The sequence below is a fragment of the Enterobacter sp. 4974935 genome (assembly GCF_058661735.1).
The window spans coordinates 340,855-360,400 of the sequence record NZ_JBZWGT010000003.1 but is presented as its reverse complement, the minus strand read 5'-3'; the positions used below and the strand labels follow the sequence as shown (position 1 = coordinate 360,400).

16 protein-coding genes and 2 tRNA genes are annotated in these 19,546 nt (G+C 54.0%); 2 read left to right on the top strand and 16 right to left on the bottom strand.

Translation table 11 applies throughout. The features are described 5' to 3' along the window. Window positions 1–13 precede the first annotated feature (13 nt). Window positions 14–1,021 (top strand): luciferase-like monooxygenase, encoded by a 1,008-nt coding sequence (locus AC4OVS_RS02895; protein ID WP_022649512.1) that lies wholly within the window; start codon window positions 14–16, stop codon window positions 1,019–1,021. Between the two features lie 84 nt (window positions 1,022–1,105). Here AC4OVS_RS02895 and mtr read toward each other — a convergent pair whose 3' ends face one another. From mtr to AC4OVS_RS02835, 12 genes are all read right to left on the bottom strand, one after another. Further along, window positions 1,106–2,350, bottom strand: coding sequence for a tryptophan permease (mtr, locus tag AC4OVS_RS02890; RefSeq protein WP_491922165.1), 1,245 nt, complete (start codon window positions 2,348–2,350; stop codon window positions 1,106–1,108). Between the two features lie 142 nt (window positions 2,351–2,492). Then, the gene (locus AC4OVS_RS02885) at window positions 2,493–4,388 is read right to left on the bottom strand and encodes a DEAD/DEAH family ATP-dependent RNA helicase (protein WP_022649514.1); all 1,896 of its coding nucleotides are present in this window, start codon (window positions 4,386–4,388) and stop codon (window positions 2,493–2,495) included. Beyond that, a complete protein-coding gene (yrbN, locus tag AC4OVS_RS02880; protein WP_097397692.1) occupies window positions 4,381–4,461 on the bottom strand; it encodes a protein YrbN in 81 nt (26 codons plus the stop codon). Before yrbN ends, AC4OVS_RS02885 begins: the two co-directional genes overlap by 8 nt. A 107-nt stretch (window positions 4,462–4,568) precedes the next feature. Further along, window positions 4,569–5,453: a lipoprotein NlpI gene (gene nlpI, locus AC4OVS_RS02875; RefSeq protein WP_003861782.1), complete on the bottom strand. Its 885-nt coding sequence runs from the start codon at window positions 5,451–5,453 to the stop codon at window positions 4,569–4,571. Window positions 5,454–5,563: 110 nt separating this feature from the next. Beyond that, complete coding sequence (gene pnp, locus AC4OVS_RS02870) at window positions 5,564–7,702, bottom strand: polyribonucleotide nucleotidyltransferase (protein WP_022649515.1); 2,139 nt, start codon at window positions 7,700–7,702, stop codon at window positions 5,564–5,566. A gap of 242 nt (window positions 7,703–7,944) precedes the next feature. Then, the gene (rpsO, locus tag AC4OVS_RS02865) at window positions 7,945–8,214 is read right to left on the bottom strand and encodes a 30S ribosomal protein S15 (protein ID WP_003861789.1); all 270 of its coding nucleotides are present in this window, start codon (window positions 8,212–8,214) and stop codon (window positions 7,945–7,947) included. 154 nt (window positions 8,215–8,368) lie between these two features. Further along, on the bottom strand, window positions 8,369–9,319 hold the full coding sequence (truB, locus tag AC4OVS_RS02860; RefSeq protein WP_023298718.1) for a tRNA pseudouridine(55) synthase TruB: 951 nt from the start codon (window positions 9,317–9,319) through the stop codon (window positions 8,369–8,371). Continuing rightward, the gene (rbfA, locus tag AC4OVS_RS02855; RefSeq protein ID WP_003861793.1) at window positions 9,319–9,723 is read right to left on the bottom strand and encodes a 30S ribosome-binding factor RbfA; all 405 of its coding nucleotides are present in this window, start codon (window positions 9,721–9,723) and stop codon (window positions 9,319–9,321) included. The genes truB and rbfA overlap by 1 nt, the downstream gene beginning before the upstream one ends. A gap of 106 nt (window positions 9,724–9,829) precedes the next feature. Further along, on the bottom strand, window positions 9,830–12,517 hold the full coding sequence (gene infB / locus AC4OVS_RS02850) for a translation initiation factor IF-2 (protein WP_022649517.1): 2,688 nt from the start codon (window positions 12,515–12,517) through the stop codon (window positions 9,830–9,832). Window positions 12,518–12,541: 24 nt separating this feature from the next. Then, the gene (gene nusA, locus AC4OVS_RS02845; RefSeq protein WP_003861798.1) at window positions 12,542–14,044 is read right to left on the bottom strand and encodes a transcription termination factor NusA; all 1,503 of its coding nucleotides are present in this window, start codon (window positions 14,042–14,044) and stop codon (window positions 12,542–12,544) included. A gap of 28 nt (window positions 14,045–14,072) precedes the next feature. After that, a complete protein-coding gene (gene rimP, locus AC4OVS_RS02840; protein WP_014833432.1) occupies window positions 14,073–14,525 on the bottom strand; it encodes a ribosome maturation factor RimP in 453 nt (150 codons plus the stop codon). Window positions 14,526–14,732: 207 nt separating this feature from the next. Then, window positions 14,733–14,809 (bottom strand) — tRNA-Met (locus tag AC4OVS_RS02835). A gap of 287 nt (window positions 14,810–15,096) precedes the next feature. Between AC4OVS_RS02835 and argG the strand changes: the two genes are divergently transcribed. Further along, the gene (gene argG, locus AC4OVS_RS02830) at window positions 15,097–16,443 is read left to right on the top strand and encodes an argininosuccinate synthase (RefSeq protein ID WP_022649518.1); all 1,347 of its coding nucleotides are present in this window, start codon (window positions 15,097–15,099) and stop codon (window positions 16,441–16,443) included. Window positions 16,444–16,630: 187 nt separating this feature from the next. Here argG and AC4OVS_RS02825 read toward each other — a convergent pair. The 4 genes from AC4OVS_RS02825 to folP form a co-directional block, all read right to left on the bottom strand. Next, a tRNA-Leu gene (locus tag AC4OVS_RS02825) sits at window positions 16,631–16,717 on the bottom strand. Between the two features lie 9 nt (window positions 16,718–16,726). Beyond that, window positions 16,727–17,059, bottom strand: coding sequence for a preprotein translocase subunit SecG (gene secG, locus AC4OVS_RS02820; protein ID WP_003861803.1), 333 nt, complete (start codon window positions 17,057–17,059; stop codon window positions 16,727–16,729). A gap of 222 nt (window positions 17,060–17,281) precedes the next feature. Continuing rightward, a complete protein-coding gene (gene glmM / locus AC4OVS_RS02815; protein ID WP_003861804.1) occupies window positions 17,282–18,619 on the bottom strand; it encodes a phosphoglucosamine mutase in 1,338 nt (445 codons plus the stop codon). Continuing rightward, entirely contained in the window at window positions 18,612–19,460 is an 849-nt protein-coding gene (folP, locus tag AC4OVS_RS02810; RefSeq protein ID WP_252066308.1) for a dihydropteroate synthase, read from the bottom strand. Before folP ends, glmM begins: the two co-directional genes overlap by 8 nt. Window positions 19,461–19,546: the final 86 nt, after the last annotated feature.

Sequence of the window (19,546 nt, the reverse complement as noted above, 5' to 3'; positions counted from 1 at the left end):
AAAGTGAGCTGTTATGACTGACAAAACCATTCCGTTTTCGGTGCTGGATCTGGCACCGATTCCACAAGGCTCCTCGGCAAGAGAAGCCTTTTCGCACTCTCTGGATCTGGCTCAGCTTGCCGAAAAACGTGGCTATCACCGCTACTGGCTGGCGGAGCACCATAACATGGTGGGCATCGCCAGCGCCGCCACCTCAGTACTGATTGGCTATCTGGCGGCGAATACCACTACTTTGCACCTTGGCTCCGGTGGCGTGATGCTGCCGAACCATGCCCCGCTGGTGATTGCCGAGCAGTTTGGCACCCTGAATACACTCTACCCCGGTCGCATTGATTTGGGTCTTGGCCGCGCGCCGGGCAGCGACCAGCCGACCATGCGCGCACTGCGTCGCCATATGAGCGGCGATATCGACAACTTCCCGCGTGATGTAGCGGAGCTGGTAGACTGGTTCGATGCGAGCGATCCTAACCCGCACGTGCGCCCGGTGCCGGGCTACGGCGAGAAAATCCCGGTGTGGCTGTTAGGCTCAAGTCTGTACAGCGCACAGCTTGCCGCACAGCTGGGGCTGCCGTTCGCGTTCGCTTCCCACTTCGCACCGGATATGCTGCATCAGGCTCTGCATCTCTACCGCACAAACTTCAAGCCTTCCGAGCGTCTTGAGAAGCCGTATGCGATGGTGTGCATCAATATCATTGCCGCCGACAGCAACCGCGACGCGGAATTCCTGTTTACCTCCATGCAGCAGGCGTTTGTGAAGCTGCGTCGCGGCGAGACGGGCCAGTTGCCGCCACCGGTTGAAAATATGCATCAGCTGTGGTCGGCCTCCGAGCAGTATGGCGTGCAGCAGGCCCTGAGCATGTCGCTGGTGGGTGATAAGGCGAAGGTGCGTCACGGTCTGGAGGCAGTGCTACGAGAAACGCAGGCGGATGAAATTATGGTCAACGGACAGATTTTCGATCATCAGGCGCGTTTGCATTCATTTGATCTGGCGATGCAGGTGAAAGAGGAGTTGGTGGGGTAGTTTTTTGCCGGATGGCGGCTTCGCCTTATCCGGCCTACGCGATCCCTGTAGGCCCGGTAAGCGTAGCGCCACCGGGCTTTCTGTTTACTGATACACAGGCAACAGATTAAAACTCGACAGCATGTGCACCACCGCATTGCCGAGACCAAATACCAGGATCAGCGCAATCATCGGTTTTCCGCCCCAGACGCGGAATTTCGGGCTGCCGAAGCGCTTACGTGATTTACGCGCCAGCAGCGCCGGTACAATCGCCGCCCAAATGGTAGCCGCCAGTCCTGCATAGCCGATGGCGTACAGGAAACCGTTCGGCCACAGCAGGCCGCCCACAATCGGTGGCAGGAAGGTTAACAGCGCCGTTTTGAAGCGCCCCATCGCAGAGTCATCAAAACCAAACAGATCTGCCAGGTAGTCAAACAGGCCCAGCGTCACGCCGAGAAATGAGCTCGCCACCGCAAAGTTAGAGAAGACCACCAGAAGCAGATCCAGACTGCGGCTGTTCAGCACGCCACTCAGCGCCTGTACCAGCACATCAATGTTACCGCCCTTCTGCGCAATGCCGATAAATTCCGGACGCGGGATGTTACCCATCGTCCCCAGCAGCCAGATCACATACAGCCCCAGCGCCAGCAGCGTGCCGTAAATCAGGCATTTCACGATGGTGCGCGGATCCTTGCCGTAGTACTTCATCAGGCTCGGTACGTTGCCGTGGTAGCCGAACGACGCCAGACAGAATGGCAACGTCATAAGCAGGTATGGCGTGTAGGAGGTGTTCACTTCCGCAACGTTAAACAGCGTGGCCGGCGTGACGTGCCCCAGCAGGCTGCCGAAGGTCAGGAAGAAGGTGATGACCTTGGCGCCCAACACGATCGCCGTCATGCGGCTGACCGCTTTGGTGCTCATCCAGACGATAAACGCCACGCCCAGCGCGAAGCAGAGACCCGCCAGACGCGCCGGAACGTTCAGCGACATCTCGGAGAAGGTGTGATGCAGAATCGACCCGCTCGCTGAAATGTACGCGTAGATCAGGATATAGAGTACAAACGCGATGGACAACCCGTTCACCAGGTTCCAGCCTTTGCCCAGCAGATCTCGGGTGATGGTGTCGAAGCTGGAGCCAATGCGGTAGTTCAGGTTTGCTTCAAGGATCATCAGCCCGGAATGGAGCATGCAGAACCAGGTGAAAACCAGCGCCGCCAGCGACCAGAAGAACCACGCACCGGACATAACCACTGGCAGGGAGAACATCCCGGCACCAATAATGGTTCCGCCGATGATCACCACGCCGCCAAGCAGCGAAGGTGACGTTTGGGTGGTGGTTAGTGTTGCCATGCGGCCTTATCTCCAGTCAAAAATGTGGTGTGCATTTTAATGTGATGCACTGTACCAGTACAAGAGTACAAAAGGAATAAAAAAAGCCCCGATAACAACTATCGGGGCTGTATATTTTACTTTACGTCAAAAGCGAAAAGGCTTACGCGTCACCGAAACGACGACGGCTGGTGCCTTCTTCGCGGCGTGGGCCACGATTTTCACGGCGCTCGCCGGAGAAACGACGAGGTTCGCCAGTGCGACCTTCGCTACGACCGCCTTCACGACGCTCGCCACCGAAGCTGCGACCACCGCCACGGCGTTCGCCACCGCGGTCAGAGCGAGGCTGTGCATCACCCATCAGTTGCATGTTCATTGGCTTGTTCAGAATGCGGGTGCGAGTAAAGTGCTGCAGTACTTCGCCCGGCATGCCTTTTGGCAGCTCGATCGTTGAGTGTGAACCGAACAGCTTGATGTTACCGATGTAACGGCTGCTGATGTCGCCTTCATTAGCGATCGCGCCAACGATGTGACGAACTTCAACACCATCATCACGGCCCACTTCAATGCGATACAGTTCCATTTCGCCAGCGTCACGACGCTCGCGACGTGGACGGTCTTCACCACCACGCTCTGGACGGTCACCGCGTGGACCACGGTCGTTACGGTCGCCACGACGTTCGAAACGATCGTCACGGTCACGGAACTCACGCTTAGGACGCATCGGTGCATCAGGTGGCACGATCAGGCTACGTTCGCCCTGCGCCATTTTCAGCAGTGCTGCGGCCAGAGTTTCCATATCCAGCTCTTCGCCTTCAGCGACAGGCTGGATCTGGGACAGCAGCGCACGGTACTGATCCAGATCGCTGCTTTCCAGCTGCTGCTGTACTTTCGCGGCGAATTTTTCCAGACGGCGTTTGCCCAGCAGTTCTGCGTTTGGCAGTTCCGCTTCTGGAATGGTCAGCTTCATGGTGCGTTCAATGTTACGCAGCAGACGACGCTCGCGGTTCTCAACGAACAGCAGCGCACGGCCCGCACGACCCGCACGACCGGTACGGCCGATACGGTGAACGTAAGACTCGGAGTCCATTGGGATATCGTAGTTTACAACCAGGCTGATACGCTCAACGTCCAGACCACGTGCTGCCACGTCGGTTGCAATCAGGATATCCAGACGACCGTCTTTCAGACGCTCCAGAGTCTGCTCACGCAGCGCCTGGTTCATGTCGCCGTTCAGCGCTGCGCTGTTATAGCCGCTACGCTCCAGCGCTTCAGCCACTTCCAGGGTCGCGTTTTTGGTACGTACGAAGATAATCGCCGCATCAAAATCTTCCGCTTCCAGGAAACGGACCAGCGCTTCGTTTTTGCGCATGCCGTATACAGACCAGTAGCTCTGGCTGATGTCCGGGCGAGTGGTCACGCTAGACTGAATACGCACTTCCTGCGGCTCTTTCATGAAGCGGCGGGTAATGCGACGGATCGCTTCTGGCATGGTTGCAGAGAACAGAGCGGTCTGATGACCTTCCGGGATCTGCGCCATGATGGTTTCAACGTCTTCGATGAAGCCCATACGCAGCATTTCATCTGCTTCATCCAGTACCAGGCCGCTCAGCTTAGAGAGGTCCAGGGTACCGCGCTTCAGGTGATCCAGCAGACGGCCCGGCGTACCGACAACAATCTGTGGGCCCTGGCGCAGGGCGCGTAACTGCACGTCATAACGCTGGCCGCCGTACAGGGCTACCACGTTTACGCCGCGCATATGTTTAGAGAATTCCGTCATTGCTTCAGCAACCTGAACAGCCAGTTCACGGGTTGGAGCCAGGACGAGGATCTGCGGTGCACGCAGGTCCGGATCAATGTTGTTCAGCAGCGGCAGCGAGAATGCTGCGGTTTTACCGCTACCGGTCTGGGCCATGCCCAGCACGTCACGACCAGAAAGCAGGTGTGGGATACACTCAGCCTGGATCGGAGATGGTTTTTCGTAACCCAGATCGTTAAGGGCTTCAAGGATAGGAGCCTTCAGGCCCAGATCTGCAAAAGTGGTTTCGAATTCAGCCATGTAGTACAAGTGCCTCGATATTAATGGCGGCCAGTCTACTTAGCTCATCGTGAAAATGATTAGCAATTTTCATTGAAAAGTGTGAACCGGCTCAAATTAGGTGTATTGACGAACAACAACGCCCTCACCAGTGAAGGTGATGGCAATCAAAAGATTACGGGCTGATGTTTATGTCGTCAGCTATTGCTGGTCCGATTCTGCCAGGTCGTCTTGCTCCTGGCCCAAGAGCGATAATTCCAACAATGCATAACGGTGCTCAACGAAGTTATGTACGTTGTTAGCAACCGCTAATTTGAACAGTGCCGTAGCGCTGTCCATATCCCCCAGACTTAGGTAGTACTTACCTAAATAGAAGTTGGTTTCACTGAGATGCTCAGCGAGCGAGGTGTTATCCGTTGCGTCCGCCTTGAGGCGTTCCATCAGCGTTGCTTCGCTAATGTTGCCCAGGTAGAACTCGACAATGTTCCATCCCCACTGTTCCTTGTCCGATTTCTCGAAGCGCTGTTTCAGTGCTTCTTTGGCCTGCTTCTCATCGAGCTTCTGCTCAACGATGTAAAGCCACAGGCTGCGGAAAGGATCATTAGGATCGTCTTGATAAAACGCCAGCAGATCATCTTGCGCTAACTTATCACGACCGCCGTAATACAATGCGATACCGCGATTCAAGTGCGCGTAGTTGTAAGTTGGATCAAGCTCAAGTACAGAATCAAACGCTTCATAGGCAGCATCAAAATTGCCTGCCTGCGTTAAATAAATGCCTAAGTAATTGAATACTTCAGGCATATCAGGTCGAATTGCCAGCGCTTGTGAAAAATCATTTCGCGCTAATGCCCTCAGACCGAGACTATCATACAACACTCCGCGCTCATATAAAAGCTGTGCGCGTTCGTCATCGGTTAAAGCCCGACTGGCAAGTATTTGTTCCATGCGTGCCAGAATCACTTCCTGCTGCAAAGTCGGTTGCAATGGCACTGCGAGGACTTCGCTCTTACGCCAGGCAGAGTTGCTGCATCCTGCCAGCGTTAAAGCTGTCGCAACGAAACACCAGCGCAAAAAAGGCTTCATTTCCCACTCCCGAAGACAACTATTGGATGAACGTCCTGTCCCCCGGCGGCTTAACAAGGCGTCCTGCCTGATAATAAGCCCTCCGCCTGCGCGGAGGGCAAATGGCAACCTTACTCGCCCTGCTGTTCAGCAGCCGGAGCTTCCGGCGCCGCAGCAGGCTGAGACTGCTCGGTTGCTTCTTTAATGCTCAGACGGATACGGCCCTGGCGGTCAACTTCCAGAACTTTCACCGGTACTTCCTGACCCATTTGCAGGTAATCGGTCACTTTCTCAACGCGCTTGTCAGCGATCTGAGAGATATGTACCAGACCTTCTTTACCGCCACCGATGGCAACGAATGCGCCAAAGTCAACGATACGGGTCACTTTACCATTGTAGATACGGCCCACTTCGATTTCTGCTGTAATCTCTTCGATACGGCGGATAGCATATTTCGCTTTCTCACCGTCGGTTGCTGCGATTTTCACAGTACCGTCATCTTCGATTTCGATGGTGGTGCCCGTTTCTTCGGTCAGTGCACGGATAACAGAACCGCCCTTACCGATAACATCTTTGATCTTGTCTGGATTGATCTTGATGGTGTGAATACGCGGAGCGAATTCAGAGATATCACCGCGTGGTGCGTTGATAGCCTGTTCCATCACGCCCAGGATGTGCAGACGCGCACCTTTAGCCTGGTTCAGAGCAACCTGCATGATCTCTTTGGTGATACCTTCAATTTTGATATCCATCTGCAGGGCAGAGATACCGTCGCGGGAACCCGCCACTTTGAAGTCCATATCACCCAGGTGATCTTCGTCACCCAGAATGTCAGACAGAACAACGAAGTTGTCGCCTTCTTTCACCAGACCCATTGCGATACCCGCAACGGCGGCTTTGATCGGCACGCCTGCATCCATCAGCGCCAGAGAGGCACCACACACGGAAGCCATGGAAGAAGAACCGTTGGATTCAGTGATTTCAGACACGACACGTACGGTGTACGGGAATTTGTCTGCTTCTGGCATTACTGCCAGCACGCCGCGCTTCGCCAGACGACCGTGACCAATTTCACGACGCTTCGGTGAGCCAACCATACCGGTCTCGCCCACAGAGTACGGAGGGAAGTTGTAGTGGAACAGGAAGCTGTCAGTGCGCTCGCCCATCAGTTCATCGATGTTCTGTGCGTCACGTGCAGTACCCAGGGTAGCGGTAACCAGCGCCTGGGTTTCACCACGGGTGAACAGCGCGGAACCGTGAGTACGTGGCAGCACGCCAGTACGCACATCCAGACCACGGATCATGTCCTTTTCACGGCCATCAATACGCGGCTCGCCTGCCAGTACGCGACTACGAACAACGTTTTTCTCAATAGCGTGCAGGATTTCGCTCAGCTCGTTAGCGTCCAGCGTTTCGTCTTCCGCGATCAGGGTTGCGATGGTTTCATCTTTGATCACGTCAACCTGAGCATAACGCTCCTGTTTGTCTGTAATGCGATATGCATCGCTCAGACGAGATTCTGCCAGTGCAGCTACGCGTGCGTTCAGCGCGTCGTTTACCGCTTCTGGCTGCCAGTCCCAACGTGGTTTACCGGCTTCTTTCACCAGGTCGTTGATGTTCTGGATAACAATCTGCTGCTGGTCGTGGCCGAAGACCACTGCGCCCAGCATCTGGTCTTCACTCAGCAGTTCTGCTTCAGATTCAACCATCAGAACTGCTGCTTCAGTACCGGCAACAACCAGGTCCAGCTTACTCTCTTTCAGCTCTTCCTGAGTTGGGTTCAGCACGTACTGGTCGTTGATGTAACCGACGCGCGCGGCACCGATTGGGCCATTGAATGGGATACCAGACAGTGACAGGGCAGCAGACGCACCGATCATCGCTACGATGTCCGGGTTAACCTGTGGGTTAACGGAAACAACGGTTGCGATAACCTGCACTTCATTGACGAAACCTTCCGGGAACAGCGGACGAACCGGGCGGTCAATCAGACGCGCGATCAGGGTTTCGCCTTCGCTTGGACGGCCTTCACGACGGAAGAAGCCACCCGGGATTTTACCGGCAGCGTAGGTACGCTCCTGGTAGTTCACGGTCAGTGGGAAGAAGTCCTGACCTGGTTTAGCTTTTTTCTGGCCAACTACGGTAACGAATACAGCAGTGTCATCCATGCTTACCATTACGGCAGCAGTAGCCTGACGAGCCATCATGCCGGTTTCCAGCGTGACGGTATGCTGACCATACTGGAATTTACGAACGATCGGATTCAGCAAAATTCTGTCCTTTCTTAAATGTTTGAAAGCACACCTCAGGTGTGCTGACGATTTAACCCGACCTTCTTCGCATCCTCGCGACTAATGACAACCGACACCCCCATGGGTGAAGCCTCTCATTAGCCGCGCGAACCTCTGCAATGAAGATCATTTATAGCAACAATACAATAGTTTCCCCTGAATTGCTGCCGTCTGGTTGAAAAAAGGGGCCATCAGGCCCCCTTTTCTGAAACTCGCAAGAATTAGCGACGCAGACCCAGACGCTCGATCAGCGCGGTGTAGCGTGCAACATCTTTACGCTTCAGGTAGTCGAGCAGTTTACGACGCTGAGAAACCATACGCAGCAGACCACGACGGCTGTGGTGATCTTTTTTGTGCTCTGCAAAGTGACCCTGCAGGTGGTTAATCTGTGCAGTCAGCAGTGCAACCTGAACTTCGGTAGAACCGCTGTCGTTAGTACCACGACCAAACTCAGAAACGATTTTAGCTTTAGCTTCAACGCTTAGAGACATTTTCAAACTCCAAAGTATAAAGAATGTAAGGATGCCGATCTCTAATTCAGCTATCCCATGTACGCCCCGCAGATTGTTAAACAATTTACCAGGCGTTAAGCGGCGATATTCTACTCGTCTCCCCTGCTTATCGCAAGGTGAGGCGTTATCACCGTCACGCTTCGACCGGGTATTCGACGACCAGACGACGCGGGGCAACGCGCCCTTCACCGTCCATTTCGCCCATCCCGATAAACTTGCCTTCCTCCCCTTCCGTCACACGGACCAGGCCCTCAAGCGGCGCCCCCGTTGTGCGGACCGGGTTTCCGTTCTTAAAATAAACGGACGATGTTAAAGGAAGATTAACAACCGGGAAATCTGCTGCCGGACTGTCCATTGGCATCAGCAGCGGATCCAGCAGATCTGCCGGCGCAATTCCCTGCGCTTGCGCCTGTTCAGCCAGGGCGTGCAGATGCTCAAGCGTTACCATACGTTCGACCGGATACTTGCTGACCGCCAGACGACGCAGATAAATCACATGCGCGCCGCAGCCCAGCTTTTCACCGAGGTCGTCAATGATGGTGCGGATGTAGGTCCCTTTCGAGCAGTGCACTTCCAGCTCCAGCTCATCACCTTCGTGGCGAATGAACAACAGCTCATACACGGTAATCGGACGGGCTTCACGCGGAACGTCAATGCCCTGACGCGCATATTCGTAAAGCTTCTTGCCCTGATATTTCAACGCCGAATACATCGACGGCACCTGCATTGTGTCGCCCCGGAAGCTCTCCAGCGCCGCATCAAGTTGCTCTGCGCTGAAGGTTACCGGACGCTCTTCAACCACCTGACCATCCGCATCGGAAGTGTCCGTACGCTGGCCCAGTTTGGCAATCACGCGGTAGCGCTTATCGGAATCCAGCAGATACTGGGAAAACTTTGTCGCTTCACCCAGGCAGATCGGGAGCATCCCGGTTGCCAGCGGATCCAGCGCGCCGGTGTGCCCCGCGCGATTGGCGTTATAAATACGCTTTACTTTTTGCAGCACGTCGTTGCTGGATGCGCCCTGTGGTTTATCCAGCAACAGCACGCCATGCACGTCACGACCGCGACGACGAGGACGACTCATCAGTCCTCCTTGCTGTCGTCCGCCGGGTTAACACGACGCTCATCGTCATGTTTCACCACGCTGGTCACCAGGTTGGACATACGCATACCCTCAACCAGCGAGTTGTCGTAGAAGAAGGTCAGCTCCGGCACAATACGCAGACGCATCGCTTTGCCAAGCAGAGAGCGGATGAAACCAGAGGCTTCCTGCAGCGCTTTAATGCCGTTCTTCACGGCGTCTTCATCCTGGTCATTCAGGAATGTCACAAACACTTTGGCGTACGCCAGGTCGCGGGACATTTCCACGCCAGACACGGTGGTCATCATCCCCACGCGTGGATCTTTGATTTCACGTTGCAGAATGAGAGCGATCTCTTTCTGCATCTCCTGCGCGACGCGCTGTGGGCGACCAAATTCTTTCGCCATAATAAATTCTCCAGACAAAAAAGGGGCTTAAGCCCCTTTTTAAAATTACTGCCGGGTGGCGCTTCGCTTACCCGGCCTACGCTAATTAATCTTCAGTTGACGACGATTACGCGATGGTACGCTGAATTTCGATGATCTCGAACACTTCGATCATATCGCCAACGCGAACGTCGTTGTAGTTCTTAACACCGATACCACATTCCATGCCGTTACGAACTTCGTTAACGTCATCTTTGAAGCGGCGCAGGGATTCCAGCTCACCTTCGTAGATAACCACGTTGTCGCGCAGTACGCGGATTGGGTTGTGACGCTTAATGGTCCCTTCGGTAACCATACAGCCCGCGATCGCACCGAATTTCGGTGATTTGAACACGTCACGTACTTCAGCCAGACCGATGATCTGCTGTTTCAGCTCAGGAGACAGCATGCCGCTCATCGCTGCTTTCACTTCGTCAATCAGGTTATAGATGACGGAGTAGTAACGCAGATCCAGGCTTTCAGCATCGATAACTTTACGCGCAGATGCGTCAGCACGAACGTTGAAGCCAACCAGGATAGCGTTGGACGCGGCTGCCAGGGTTGCGTCGGTTTCGGTGATACCACCTACGCCAGAACCGATGATCTTCACTTTCACTTCGTCGGTAGACAGTTTCAGCAAGGAGTCGGAGATCGCTTCCACAGAACCCTGTACGTCCGCTTTCAGAACGATGTTCACTTCGTGAACTTCGCCTTCAGTCATGTTGGCGAACATGTTCTCGAGTTTAGATTTCTGCTGGCGAGCCAGTTTCACCTCACGGAATTTACCCTGACGATACAGCGCCACTTCACGTGCTTTCTTCTCGTCACGTACCACGGTTACTTCGTCACCGGCAGCCGGAACACCGGACAGGCCGAGGATTTCCACTGGGATGGACGGACCCGCTTCCAGCACTTCCTGACCCAGTTCGTTACGCATCGCACGAACGCGACCGTATTCGAAACCACACAGAACGATGTCGCCCTTGTGCAGAGTACCTTCGCGAACCAGAACGGTTGCAACCGGACCACGACCTTTATCCAGGAAGGATTCGATTACCGCGCCGCTCGCCATACCTTTACGAACCGCTTTCAGCTCCAGAACTTCAGCCTGAAGCAGGATAGCGTTCAGCAGGTCGTCGATACCGGTACCTGCTTTTGCAGATACAGGGATAAACTGCGCTTCACCGCCCCACTCTTCCGGCATAACGCCGTACTGTGACAGTTCGTTCTTAACGCGATCCATATCGGCTTCTGGCTTATCGATTTTGTTGACTGCAACAACCAAAGGCACCTGCGCCGCTTTCGCGTGCTGGATAGCTTCAATGGTCTGTGGCATCACGCCATCATCGGCAGCAACAACCAGAACAACGATATCCGTTGCCTGAGCACCACGAGCACGCATTGAGGTAAACGCTGCGTGGCCTGGGGTATCCAGGAAGGTGATCATGCCGTTTTCGGTTTCTACGTGGTAAGCACCGATATGCTGGGTAATACCACCCGCTTCGCCGGAGGCAACCTTAGTAGAACGAATGTAGTCAAGCAGAGAGGTTTTACCGTGGTCAACGTGACCCATGATGGTCACAACCGGTGCGCGCGGTTCAGCCGCTGCGCCCGTATCACGGTCGCTCATTACTGCTTCTTCCAGCTCGTTTTCACGACGCAGGATAACTTTGTGGCCCATCTCCTCGGCAACCAGCTGTGCGGTTTCCTGGTCGATGACCTGGTTGATGGTGGCCATTGCGCCCAGCTTCATCATCGCTTTGATGACCTGAGAGCCTTTCACCGCCATCTTGTTAGCCAGTTCGCCAACGGTGATGGTTTCGCCGATCACAACGTCACGGTTAACGGCCTGAGCTGGCTTCTGGAAGCCCTGCTGCAGAGCGGAACCTTTACGCTTACCGCCTTTACCACCGCGAACCGCTGCACGTGCTTCTTCACGGTCAGCTTTAGATTCAGCGTGCTTGTTACCTTTTTTCGCAGGACGCGCCGCTTTTGTACTGCGAGTACGGCCACGACCACCTTCAACTTCACGGTCGTTATCGTCTTCTGCCTGACGTGCATGCTGAGAGGTGGTGACGTGATAATCGCTGTTGTCTTCAGTTGGTTCAGCGGTATTCACACCGTTCTTCTCGTTTTCTTCTGCCATGCGACGCGCTTCTTCGGCGACGCGGCGAGCTTCTTCTTCAAGCTTGCGGCGGGCTTCTTCTTCCGCTTTACGCTTCAGCTCGGCAGCTTCATTTTCACGGCGGGCTTTTTCAGCCTGGGCAGTTTTGGTCATTTCGTCGGTCTGTTGATTGCTCACTTTGTCTTTTTCCGCAGCGTCACGCTTCGCTTTTTCACCGGCGTCGCGTTTCGCTTTTTCTGCGGCCTCACGTTCAGCTTTTAATTCTGCTTCGCGTTTAGCAGTGGCTTCTGCCTCACGCTGAGCTTGTTCTTCCGCTTCACGCTGTGCCTGCTCTTCCGCAGCAAGGCGTTCTGCCTCTTGCGGATCACGTTTTACAAAGGTGCGCGTCTTGCGGACTTCAATTTGTACCGATTTGCTTTTGCCACCGGTACCAGGGATGTTCAACGTGCTACGCGTTTTGCGCTGCAGCGTTAACTTGTCAGGCGTAGAGCCGTGTTCACGGTTCAGGTGCGCTAACAAGGTTTGTTTTTCTTGCGCGGTCACCGAGTCATCAGCGGCCTTCGGGATCCCTGCATCAGCAAATTGCTGTACCAGGCGGTCCACGGAGGTCTGAATCTCAGCAGCCAGCGATTTTACAGTTACATCAGTCATGCTGTTCCTTCCTGCTACAGTTTATTACGCTTCGTCGCCGAACCAGCAAATATTACGTGCGGCCATGATGAGTTCGCCGGCTTTCTCGTCGGTTAAACCTTCGATATCAGCCAGGTCATCAACGCCTTGCTCAGCGAGATCTTCCAGCGTACAAACACCACGGGCAGCCAGCTTGAACGCAATCGCACGATCAAGACCTTCCAGATTCAGCAGGTCATCAGCCGGCTTCTTATCGCCAAGGCTTTCTTCCTGAGCCAGCGCCAGGGTGGTCAGTGCGTTTTTAGCGCGTTCACGCAGGGCTTCAACGGTTGGTTCATCCAGACCGTCAATTTCCAGCAGCTCTTTCATTGGCACGTAGGCCAGTTCTTCCAGCGTAGAGAAACCTTCTTCAACCAGCACAGTGGCGAAGTCTTCGTCAATGTCCAGGTATTTGGTGAAGGTATCGATCGCCGCGTGGGCTTCAGCCTGATGCTTGGCCTGAAGGTCATCAACGGTCATCACGTTGAGTTCCCAGCCGCTCAGCTGTGACGCCAGACGTACGTTCTGACCGTTACGGCCAATCGCCTGCGCCAGGTTGCCCGCTTCTACAGCGATATCCATGGTGTGTTTGTCTTCGTCAACAACGATAGACGCCACATCAGCCGGTGCCATTGCGTTGATCACGAACTGCGCCGGATTGTCGTCCCACAGAACGATATCAATACGCTCGCCGCCCAGTTCGGTAGAAACCGCCTGAACACGTGCGCCACGCATACCGACGCAAGCACCGACCGGGTCGATACGCTTGTCGTTGGTTTTCACCGCAATTTTCGCACGGGAGCCCGGATCGCGGGCCGCCGCTTTGATTTCGATAACTTCTTCGCCGATTTCCGGCACTTCGATACGGAACAGTTCAACCAGCATTTCTGGTTTAGAACGCGTCACGAACAGCTGTGCACCACGTGCTTCAGGACGTACGGCATACAGCACACCACGAATACGGTCGCCTGGGCGGAAGTTTTCACGCGGCAGCATGTCTTCACGCAGGATAACGGCTTCAGCGTTACCCGGCAGCCCTTCGGATTTGATCTCCAGAGAGATGTTATCGCGGTTCACTTTCTTCACCACGCCAGTGATGATTTCGCCTTCCTGATCGCGGAACTGATCGACAACCAGCGCGCGCTCGGCTTCGCGAACTTTCTGCACGATAACCTGCTTCGCGGTCTGGGTGGTGATACGGTCGAAGGTGACAGATTCAATCTGATCTTCAACGTAGTCACCCACGTTCAGACTTTCGTCTTCAAAACGTGCCGCTTCCAGTGTGATCTCTTTGGTCGGTTGGGTCACTTCTTCAACGATTACCCAACGACGGAATGTATCGAAGTCACCGCTTTTACGATCGATTTCTACGCGAACATCGATCTCTTGTTCGTATTTTTTCTTGGTTGCTGTAGCCAGTGCACTTTCCAGCGCTTCGAAAATCTTCTCACGCGGCAGTGATTTCTCGTTGGAGACGGCTTCAACAACAGCCAAAATTTCTTTGTTCATCGCGGGCTTTTCACCTCAATCCAGACTGTTAAAAGTGGGGAACCAGGTTCGCCTTCTGGATATTACTCAGCGCGAACACTTCATCTTTGCCTTCGACTGTCACCGTGATCATTTCACCATCAACGGCTTTGATAATTCCCTGCCATTTACGGCGGTTCTGTACGGCCATACGCAGAACGAGAGCCACTTCTTCACCGGTAAAGCGCACATAGTGCTCGGCCGTGAACATCGGACGATCGAGGCCAGGTGAGGAAACTTCCAGGTTGTACGCAACGGTAATCGGATCTTCAACATCAAGAACCGCACTCACCTGGTGGCTGACATCAGCACAATCATCAACATTGATGCCATCTTCACTATCAATATAGATGCGCAGCGTCGATGTGCGGCCGCGAACGAATTCGATGCCGACCAGTTCGTAGCCCAGTGCTTCGACCGGTGCAGTAATCATCTCTGTTAATTTTTGCTCTAATGTGGACAAGCCCACCCCCAAGACATAAAAAAAGGGCGTAAAGCCCAGTTATTCTGTAGTCAGATAACAAAAAACCCCGATAAATCGGGGCTTTAGATAACTGAACCCTATAGCCACAACTGTGGCCTGGAGCACTTTCCGAAAGAATTTTTTCAAATCCAGCTACGAAGGCTCTAAGTCTTCACAGTATATTTGAAAAAGAACTTTATAGGAAAGTGGTTGCGGGGGCCGGATTTGAACCGACGACCTTCGGGTTATGAGCCCGACGAGCTACCAGGCTGCTCCACCCCGCGCCTGAAACGTGGCAAATTCTACGCGTTTTGGACAGAATTTGCAAATAATGCTGGGATTTGGTACCGAAGACGGGACGTAAAATCGGCGTTTAGTATATTGATAGTTGACCCCACCTGTCAACCCAGCTTCTGCCAGACAGAACAGACCAATTTTTTTACAAAAAACGCACGAGTCTCTTCCGGTCTTCGACAAAAGATGATTAAATGAATACTCACTTATTTTGCATAAAAATGCACAAGAGAGCGAAAGCGGTCTCTAATCAGTCAATCAAGCAGGGTTTTATTCTATGACGACGATTCTCAAGCATCTTCCGGTAGGACAACGTATTGGCATCGCTTTCTCAGGCGGCCTGGATACCAGCGCTGCACTGCTGTGGATGCGCCAGAAGGGAGCGGTTCCGTATGCATATACTGCGAACCTGGGTCAGCCGGACGAGGAAGATTATGACGCGATCCCTCGTCGTGCCATGGAGTATGGCGCAGAGAACGCACGTCTGATTGACTGCCGTAAGCAACTGGTCGCTGAAGGCATTGCCGCTATCCAGTGCGGTGCTTTTCATAACACTACCGGCGGCCTGACCTATTTTAATACCACTCCGCTGGGTCGTGCTGTCACCGGCACCATGCTGGTCGCCGCCATGAAAGAAGATGGCGTGAACATCTGGGGTGATGGCAGTACCTATAAAGGCAACGATATTGAACGTTTCTATCGTTACGGTCTGCTGACCAACGCCGAGTTGCAGATCTACAAACCGTGGCTGGATACCGACTTCATCGACGAACTGGGTGGCCGTCATGAAATGTCTGAGTTTATGATTGCCTGCGGCTTTGACTATAAGATGTCCGTTGAGAAAGCCTACTCAACCGACTCCAACATGCTGGGTGCGACGCACGAAGCGAAAGACCTGGAATTCCTGAACTCCAGCGTAAAAATTGTTAACCCGATCATGGGCGTAAAATTCTGGGATGAGAACGTGAAGATCCCGGCGGAAGAAGTGACCGTGCGTTTCGAACGCGGTCATCCGGTTGCCCTGAACGGTAAAACCTTCTCAGACGATGTTGAACTGATGCTGGAAGCAAACCGCATCGGCGGTCGTCACGGTCTGGGTATGAGCGATCAGATCGAAAACCGTATCATCGAAGCGAAAAGCCGTGGCATTTACGAAGCTCCGGGGATGGCGCTGCTGCACATCGCTTACGAGCGTCTGCTGACCGGTATTCACAACGAAGACACCATTGAGCAGTATCACGCTCATGGCCGTCAGCTGGGCAAACTGCTGTATCAGGGTCGCTGGTTTGATCCACAGGCGCTGATGCTGCGTGACGCCCTGCAACGTTGGGTGGCGAGCGCAATCACCGGCGAAGTGACGCTGGAACTGCGTCGCGGCAATGATTACTCCATCCTCAATACCGTGTCTGACAACCTGACCTATAAAGCAGAGCGTCTGACCATGGAGAAAGGTGAGTCAGTATTCTCTCCGGACGATCGTATTGGCCAGCTGACCATGCGTAACCTGGACATCACCGATACCCGTGAGAAGCTGTTCAACTATGTTGAGAATGGCCTGCTCTCCGCGAATTCCGGTAATGGTCTGCCGCAGGTTGAGAACCTGGAACACAGCGATAAGAAGTAATCGACAGCAAGACATGCAAAAGGCGCCTAATGGGCGCCTTTTTTGTGGTCTTCGTAGGCCCGGTAAGCGCAGCGCCATCGGGCAAAACGGCGGGCGGCGCTGCGCTTACCCGCCCTACAATAGATCGGAAACACAGAATGTACAGACGAAAAAAAAGACGTCTTGCGACGTCTTTCTTCTGGAATATTGGTACCGAGGATGGGACTCGAACCCACAAGCCCGTTAGGGCACTACCACCTCAAGGTAGCGTGTCTACCAATTCCACCACCTCGGTACTGAATACTTACTGCGGGATATCGCTGGTTGGCTTAGCCGGTGCAGCTGGCTGAGTTTGCTCAGTTTTTGCTGGCGCGCTCAGATTTTCCCACTCGCTTCCTTTACTGGTCTTGTTGCTGTTGATATTGCCCAGCACCAGACTGATGATGAAGAACAGCGTAGCCAGGATCGCCGTCGTACGGGTCATGAAGTTCGCAGAACCACTTGAACCGAACAGCGTACCGGAAGCGCCTGCTCCGAAGGAGGCTCCCATATCAGCGCCTTTACCTTGCTGCAGCATAATCAGCGCTACGAGAGCGATGGCTACAATAAGGAAAATAACTAAAAGAGCTTCGTACATAATCAACCTGTTCCTTGCGGATTTGCCGCATACCAATGCTTCGACCAATTAGCAGGATTTTGTTTCCCACTGAAGCGGGTGTGAATACTAACCAAAGCGAATCACCTTCGCAAGGGCATTTTCGAGGCATTGTATCAACTGCGGAAAAAAACAGCAAAAAGCCATTAATTGCTTAAAACAAAGGCGGCAAACGCCGCCTTTTTAAACACTTATTCTGAAAGATTATGCAGCTTTCACTGCATCCGCAATGCGGTGCGCAAATTCAGTTACCTGCGCTTCGTCTTCACCTTCCACCATCACGCGGATCAGCGGCTCGGTACCCGACTTACGCAGCAGGACGCGTCCACGGCTGCCAAGCGTCGCTTCCACCTCTGCCATCACCGCTTTCACGTTATCATTTTCCAGCGGGTCGCCTTTACCAGCGGTGAAACGCACGTTCACCAGGATCTGCGGGAACATTTTCATGCCGCTGCACAGATCGTGCAGGCTCATATGGTTACGCGCCATCGCGGCAACAACCTGAAGCGCCGCCACAATGCCGTCACCGGTGGTGGTTTTATCGAGCAGGATCACGTGGCCGGAGTTTTCCGCGCCAATGCGCCAGCCTTTTTCCTGAAGTTTTTCCAGCACGTAGCGGTCACCCACTTTCGCGCGAACAAACGGGATGCCCAGCTGTTTCAGCGCCAGCTCCAGACCCATATTGCTCATCAGCGTGCCCACCGCGCCACCGCGCAGTTGCCCCTGACGCAGGCCTTCACGCGCAATGATGTAGAGGATCTGATCCCCGTCGACCTTGTTACCTTCGTGGTCAACCATGATCACACGATCGCCATCGCCATCCAGGGCAATACCCAGATCGGCTTTTTCAGCCAGTACACGCGCCTGCAAGGCACGCACGTCTGTCGCGCCGACTTCTTCATTGATGTTCAGACCGTCCGGCTCGCAGCCGATGGTGATCACTTTCGCACCCAGCTCGCGGAAAACATTCGGCGCAATGTGATAGGTCGCACCATTTGCACAGTCCACCACAATTTTGAGGTGTGCCAGGCTCAGTTCATTCGGGAACGTGCCTTTGCAGAATTCAATGTAGCGGCCTGCGGCATCGACAATACGGTTGGCTTTACCCAACTCAGCGGAGTCGACACAGGTGATCTCTTTCTCCATTTCCGCTTCAATCGCCTCTTCCACGTCATCCGGCAGTTTAGTGCCGTCGATGGAGAAGAATTTGATACCGTTGTCATAGAACGGATTATGAGAAGCTGAAATGACGATGCCCGCTTCCGCACGGAAGGTACGAGTCAGATAGGCAACAGCAGGGGTCGGCATTGGCCCCGTAAAGGAAGCTGAAAGCCCCGCCGCCGCCAGCCCGGCTTCCAGCGCGGACTCAAGCATATAACCCGAAATACGGGTATCTTTACCAATAATGATCTTACGGGAGCCATGACGCGCCAGTACCTTACCCGCCGCCCAGCCCAGCTTCAGGACAAAGTCAGGGGTAATTGGCGCATCGCCTACGCGCCCACGGATGCCATCGGTACCAAAATATTTACGATTACTCATAGCGTTTGTTTTCCTTCGCTGCCAGTGTGGCTTCCACCACACGCATGGCTTCTACTGTTTCTTTTACGTCATGGACGCGAATGATGTGTGCACCTTGCATCGCGGCAATCACCGCGCAGGCCAGACTGCCGCTCAGACGTTCGTTCGGCCCGACATTCAACAACTGACCAATCATCGATTTTCTCGACATTCCCACCAGCAGTGGCAGGCCGAACTGATGAAACTCTGATAAGCGCGCAAGCAACGCGTAATTGTGTGAGAGATTTTTACCGAAACCGAAGCCCGGGTCGAGCAGCAATTTCTCTTTTGCGATACCCGCACGTTCACAGCGTTCGATATGCTCAATAAAGAAGCGGGTGACGTCGTCAAACACATCTTCATATTTCGGCGCCTCCTGCATTGTCTTAGGCTGGCCCTGCATATGCATCAGACACACAGGTAGCCCGGTTTCAGCGGCGGCTTCAATTGCGCCCGGCTCGGTCAGCGAGCGGATATCATTAATAATGTGAGCACCCACTCTCGCCACTTCACGGATCACTTCGGGTTTGGAGGTATCAACAGAGATCCACACTTCAAAGCGCCGGGCGATAGCCTCCACCACCGGCACCACGCGCGCCAGCTCTTCTTCCACCGAAACCTCCGCCGCGCCAGGCCGCGTTGACTCCCCTCCAACGTCAATGATGGTGGCACCCGCGTTGATCATTAAATTCGCGTGTTTAACCGCGTCGATAAGCGAGTTATGCGTGCCGCCGTCAGAGAAGGAATCAGGCGTGACATTCAGGATCCCCATCACATGCGGATGTGAAAGGTCGAGATGCGAGTCCTGGGCGAAGAGTTTCATGGCTAAATCCCTGTTATTTGCATGTTTATATAAAAAAGAAAAACCCCGGAGCACGCTCCAGGGTTTGATGTACAGACAAACGCTTC

Excerpts from the sequence above, each read along its gene's own strand:
- AC4OVS_RS02895 (WP_022649512.1), top strand. The coding sequence starts at position 14 with ATGACTGACAAAACCATTCCGTTTTCGGTGCTGGATCTGGCACCGATT.
- mtr (WP_491922165.1), bottom strand. The coding sequence starts at position 2,350 with ATGGCAACACTAACCACCACCCAAACGTCACCTTCGCTGCTTGGCGGC.
- AC4OVS_RS02885 (WP_022649514.1), bottom strand. The coding sequence starts at position 4,388 with ATGGCTGAATTCGAAACCACTTTTGCAGATCTGGGCCTGAAGGCTCCT.
- yrbN (WP_097397692.1), bottom strand. The coding sequence starts at position 4,461 with ATGAAAATTGCTAATCATTTTCACGATGAGCTAAGTAGACTGGCCGCC.
- nlpI (WP_003861782.1), bottom strand. The coding sequence starts at position 5,453 with ATGAAGCCTTTTTTGCGCTGGTGTTTCGTTGCGACAGCTTTAACGCTG.
- rpsO (WP_003861789.1), bottom strand. The coding sequence starts at position 8,214 with ATGTCTCTAAGCGTTGAAGCTAAAGCTAAAATCGTTTCTGAGTTTGGT.
- truB (WP_023298718.1), bottom strand. The coding sequence starts at position 9,319 with ATGAGTCGTCCTCGTCGTCGCGGTCGTGACGTGCATGGCGTGCTGTTG.
- rbfA (WP_003861793.1), bottom strand. The coding sequence starts at position 9,723 with ATGGCGAAAGAATTTGGTCGCCCACAGCGCGTCGCGCAGGAGATGCAG.
- infB (WP_022649517.1), bottom strand. The coding sequence starts at position 12,517 with ATGACTGATGTAACTGTAAAATCGCTGGCTGCTGAGATTCAGACCTCC.
- nusA (WP_003861798.1), bottom strand. The coding sequence starts at position 14,044 with ATGAACAAAGAAATTTTGGCTGTTGTTGAAGCCGTCTCCAACGAGAAA.
- argG (WP_022649518.1), top strand. The coding sequence starts at position 15,097 with ATGACGACGATTCTCAAGCATCTTCCGGTAGGACAACGTATTGGCATC.
- secG (WP_003861803.1), bottom strand. The coding sequence starts at position 17,059 with ATGTACGAAGCTCTTTTAGTTATTTTCCTTATTGTAGCCATCGCTCTC.
- glmM (WP_003861804.1), bottom strand. The coding sequence starts at position 18,619 with ATGAGTAATCGTAAATATTTTGGTACCGATGGCATCCGTGGGCGCGTA.
- folP (WP_252066308.1), bottom strand. The coding sequence starts at position 19,460 with ATGAAACTCTTCGCCCAGGACTCGCATCTCGACCTTTCACATCCGCAT.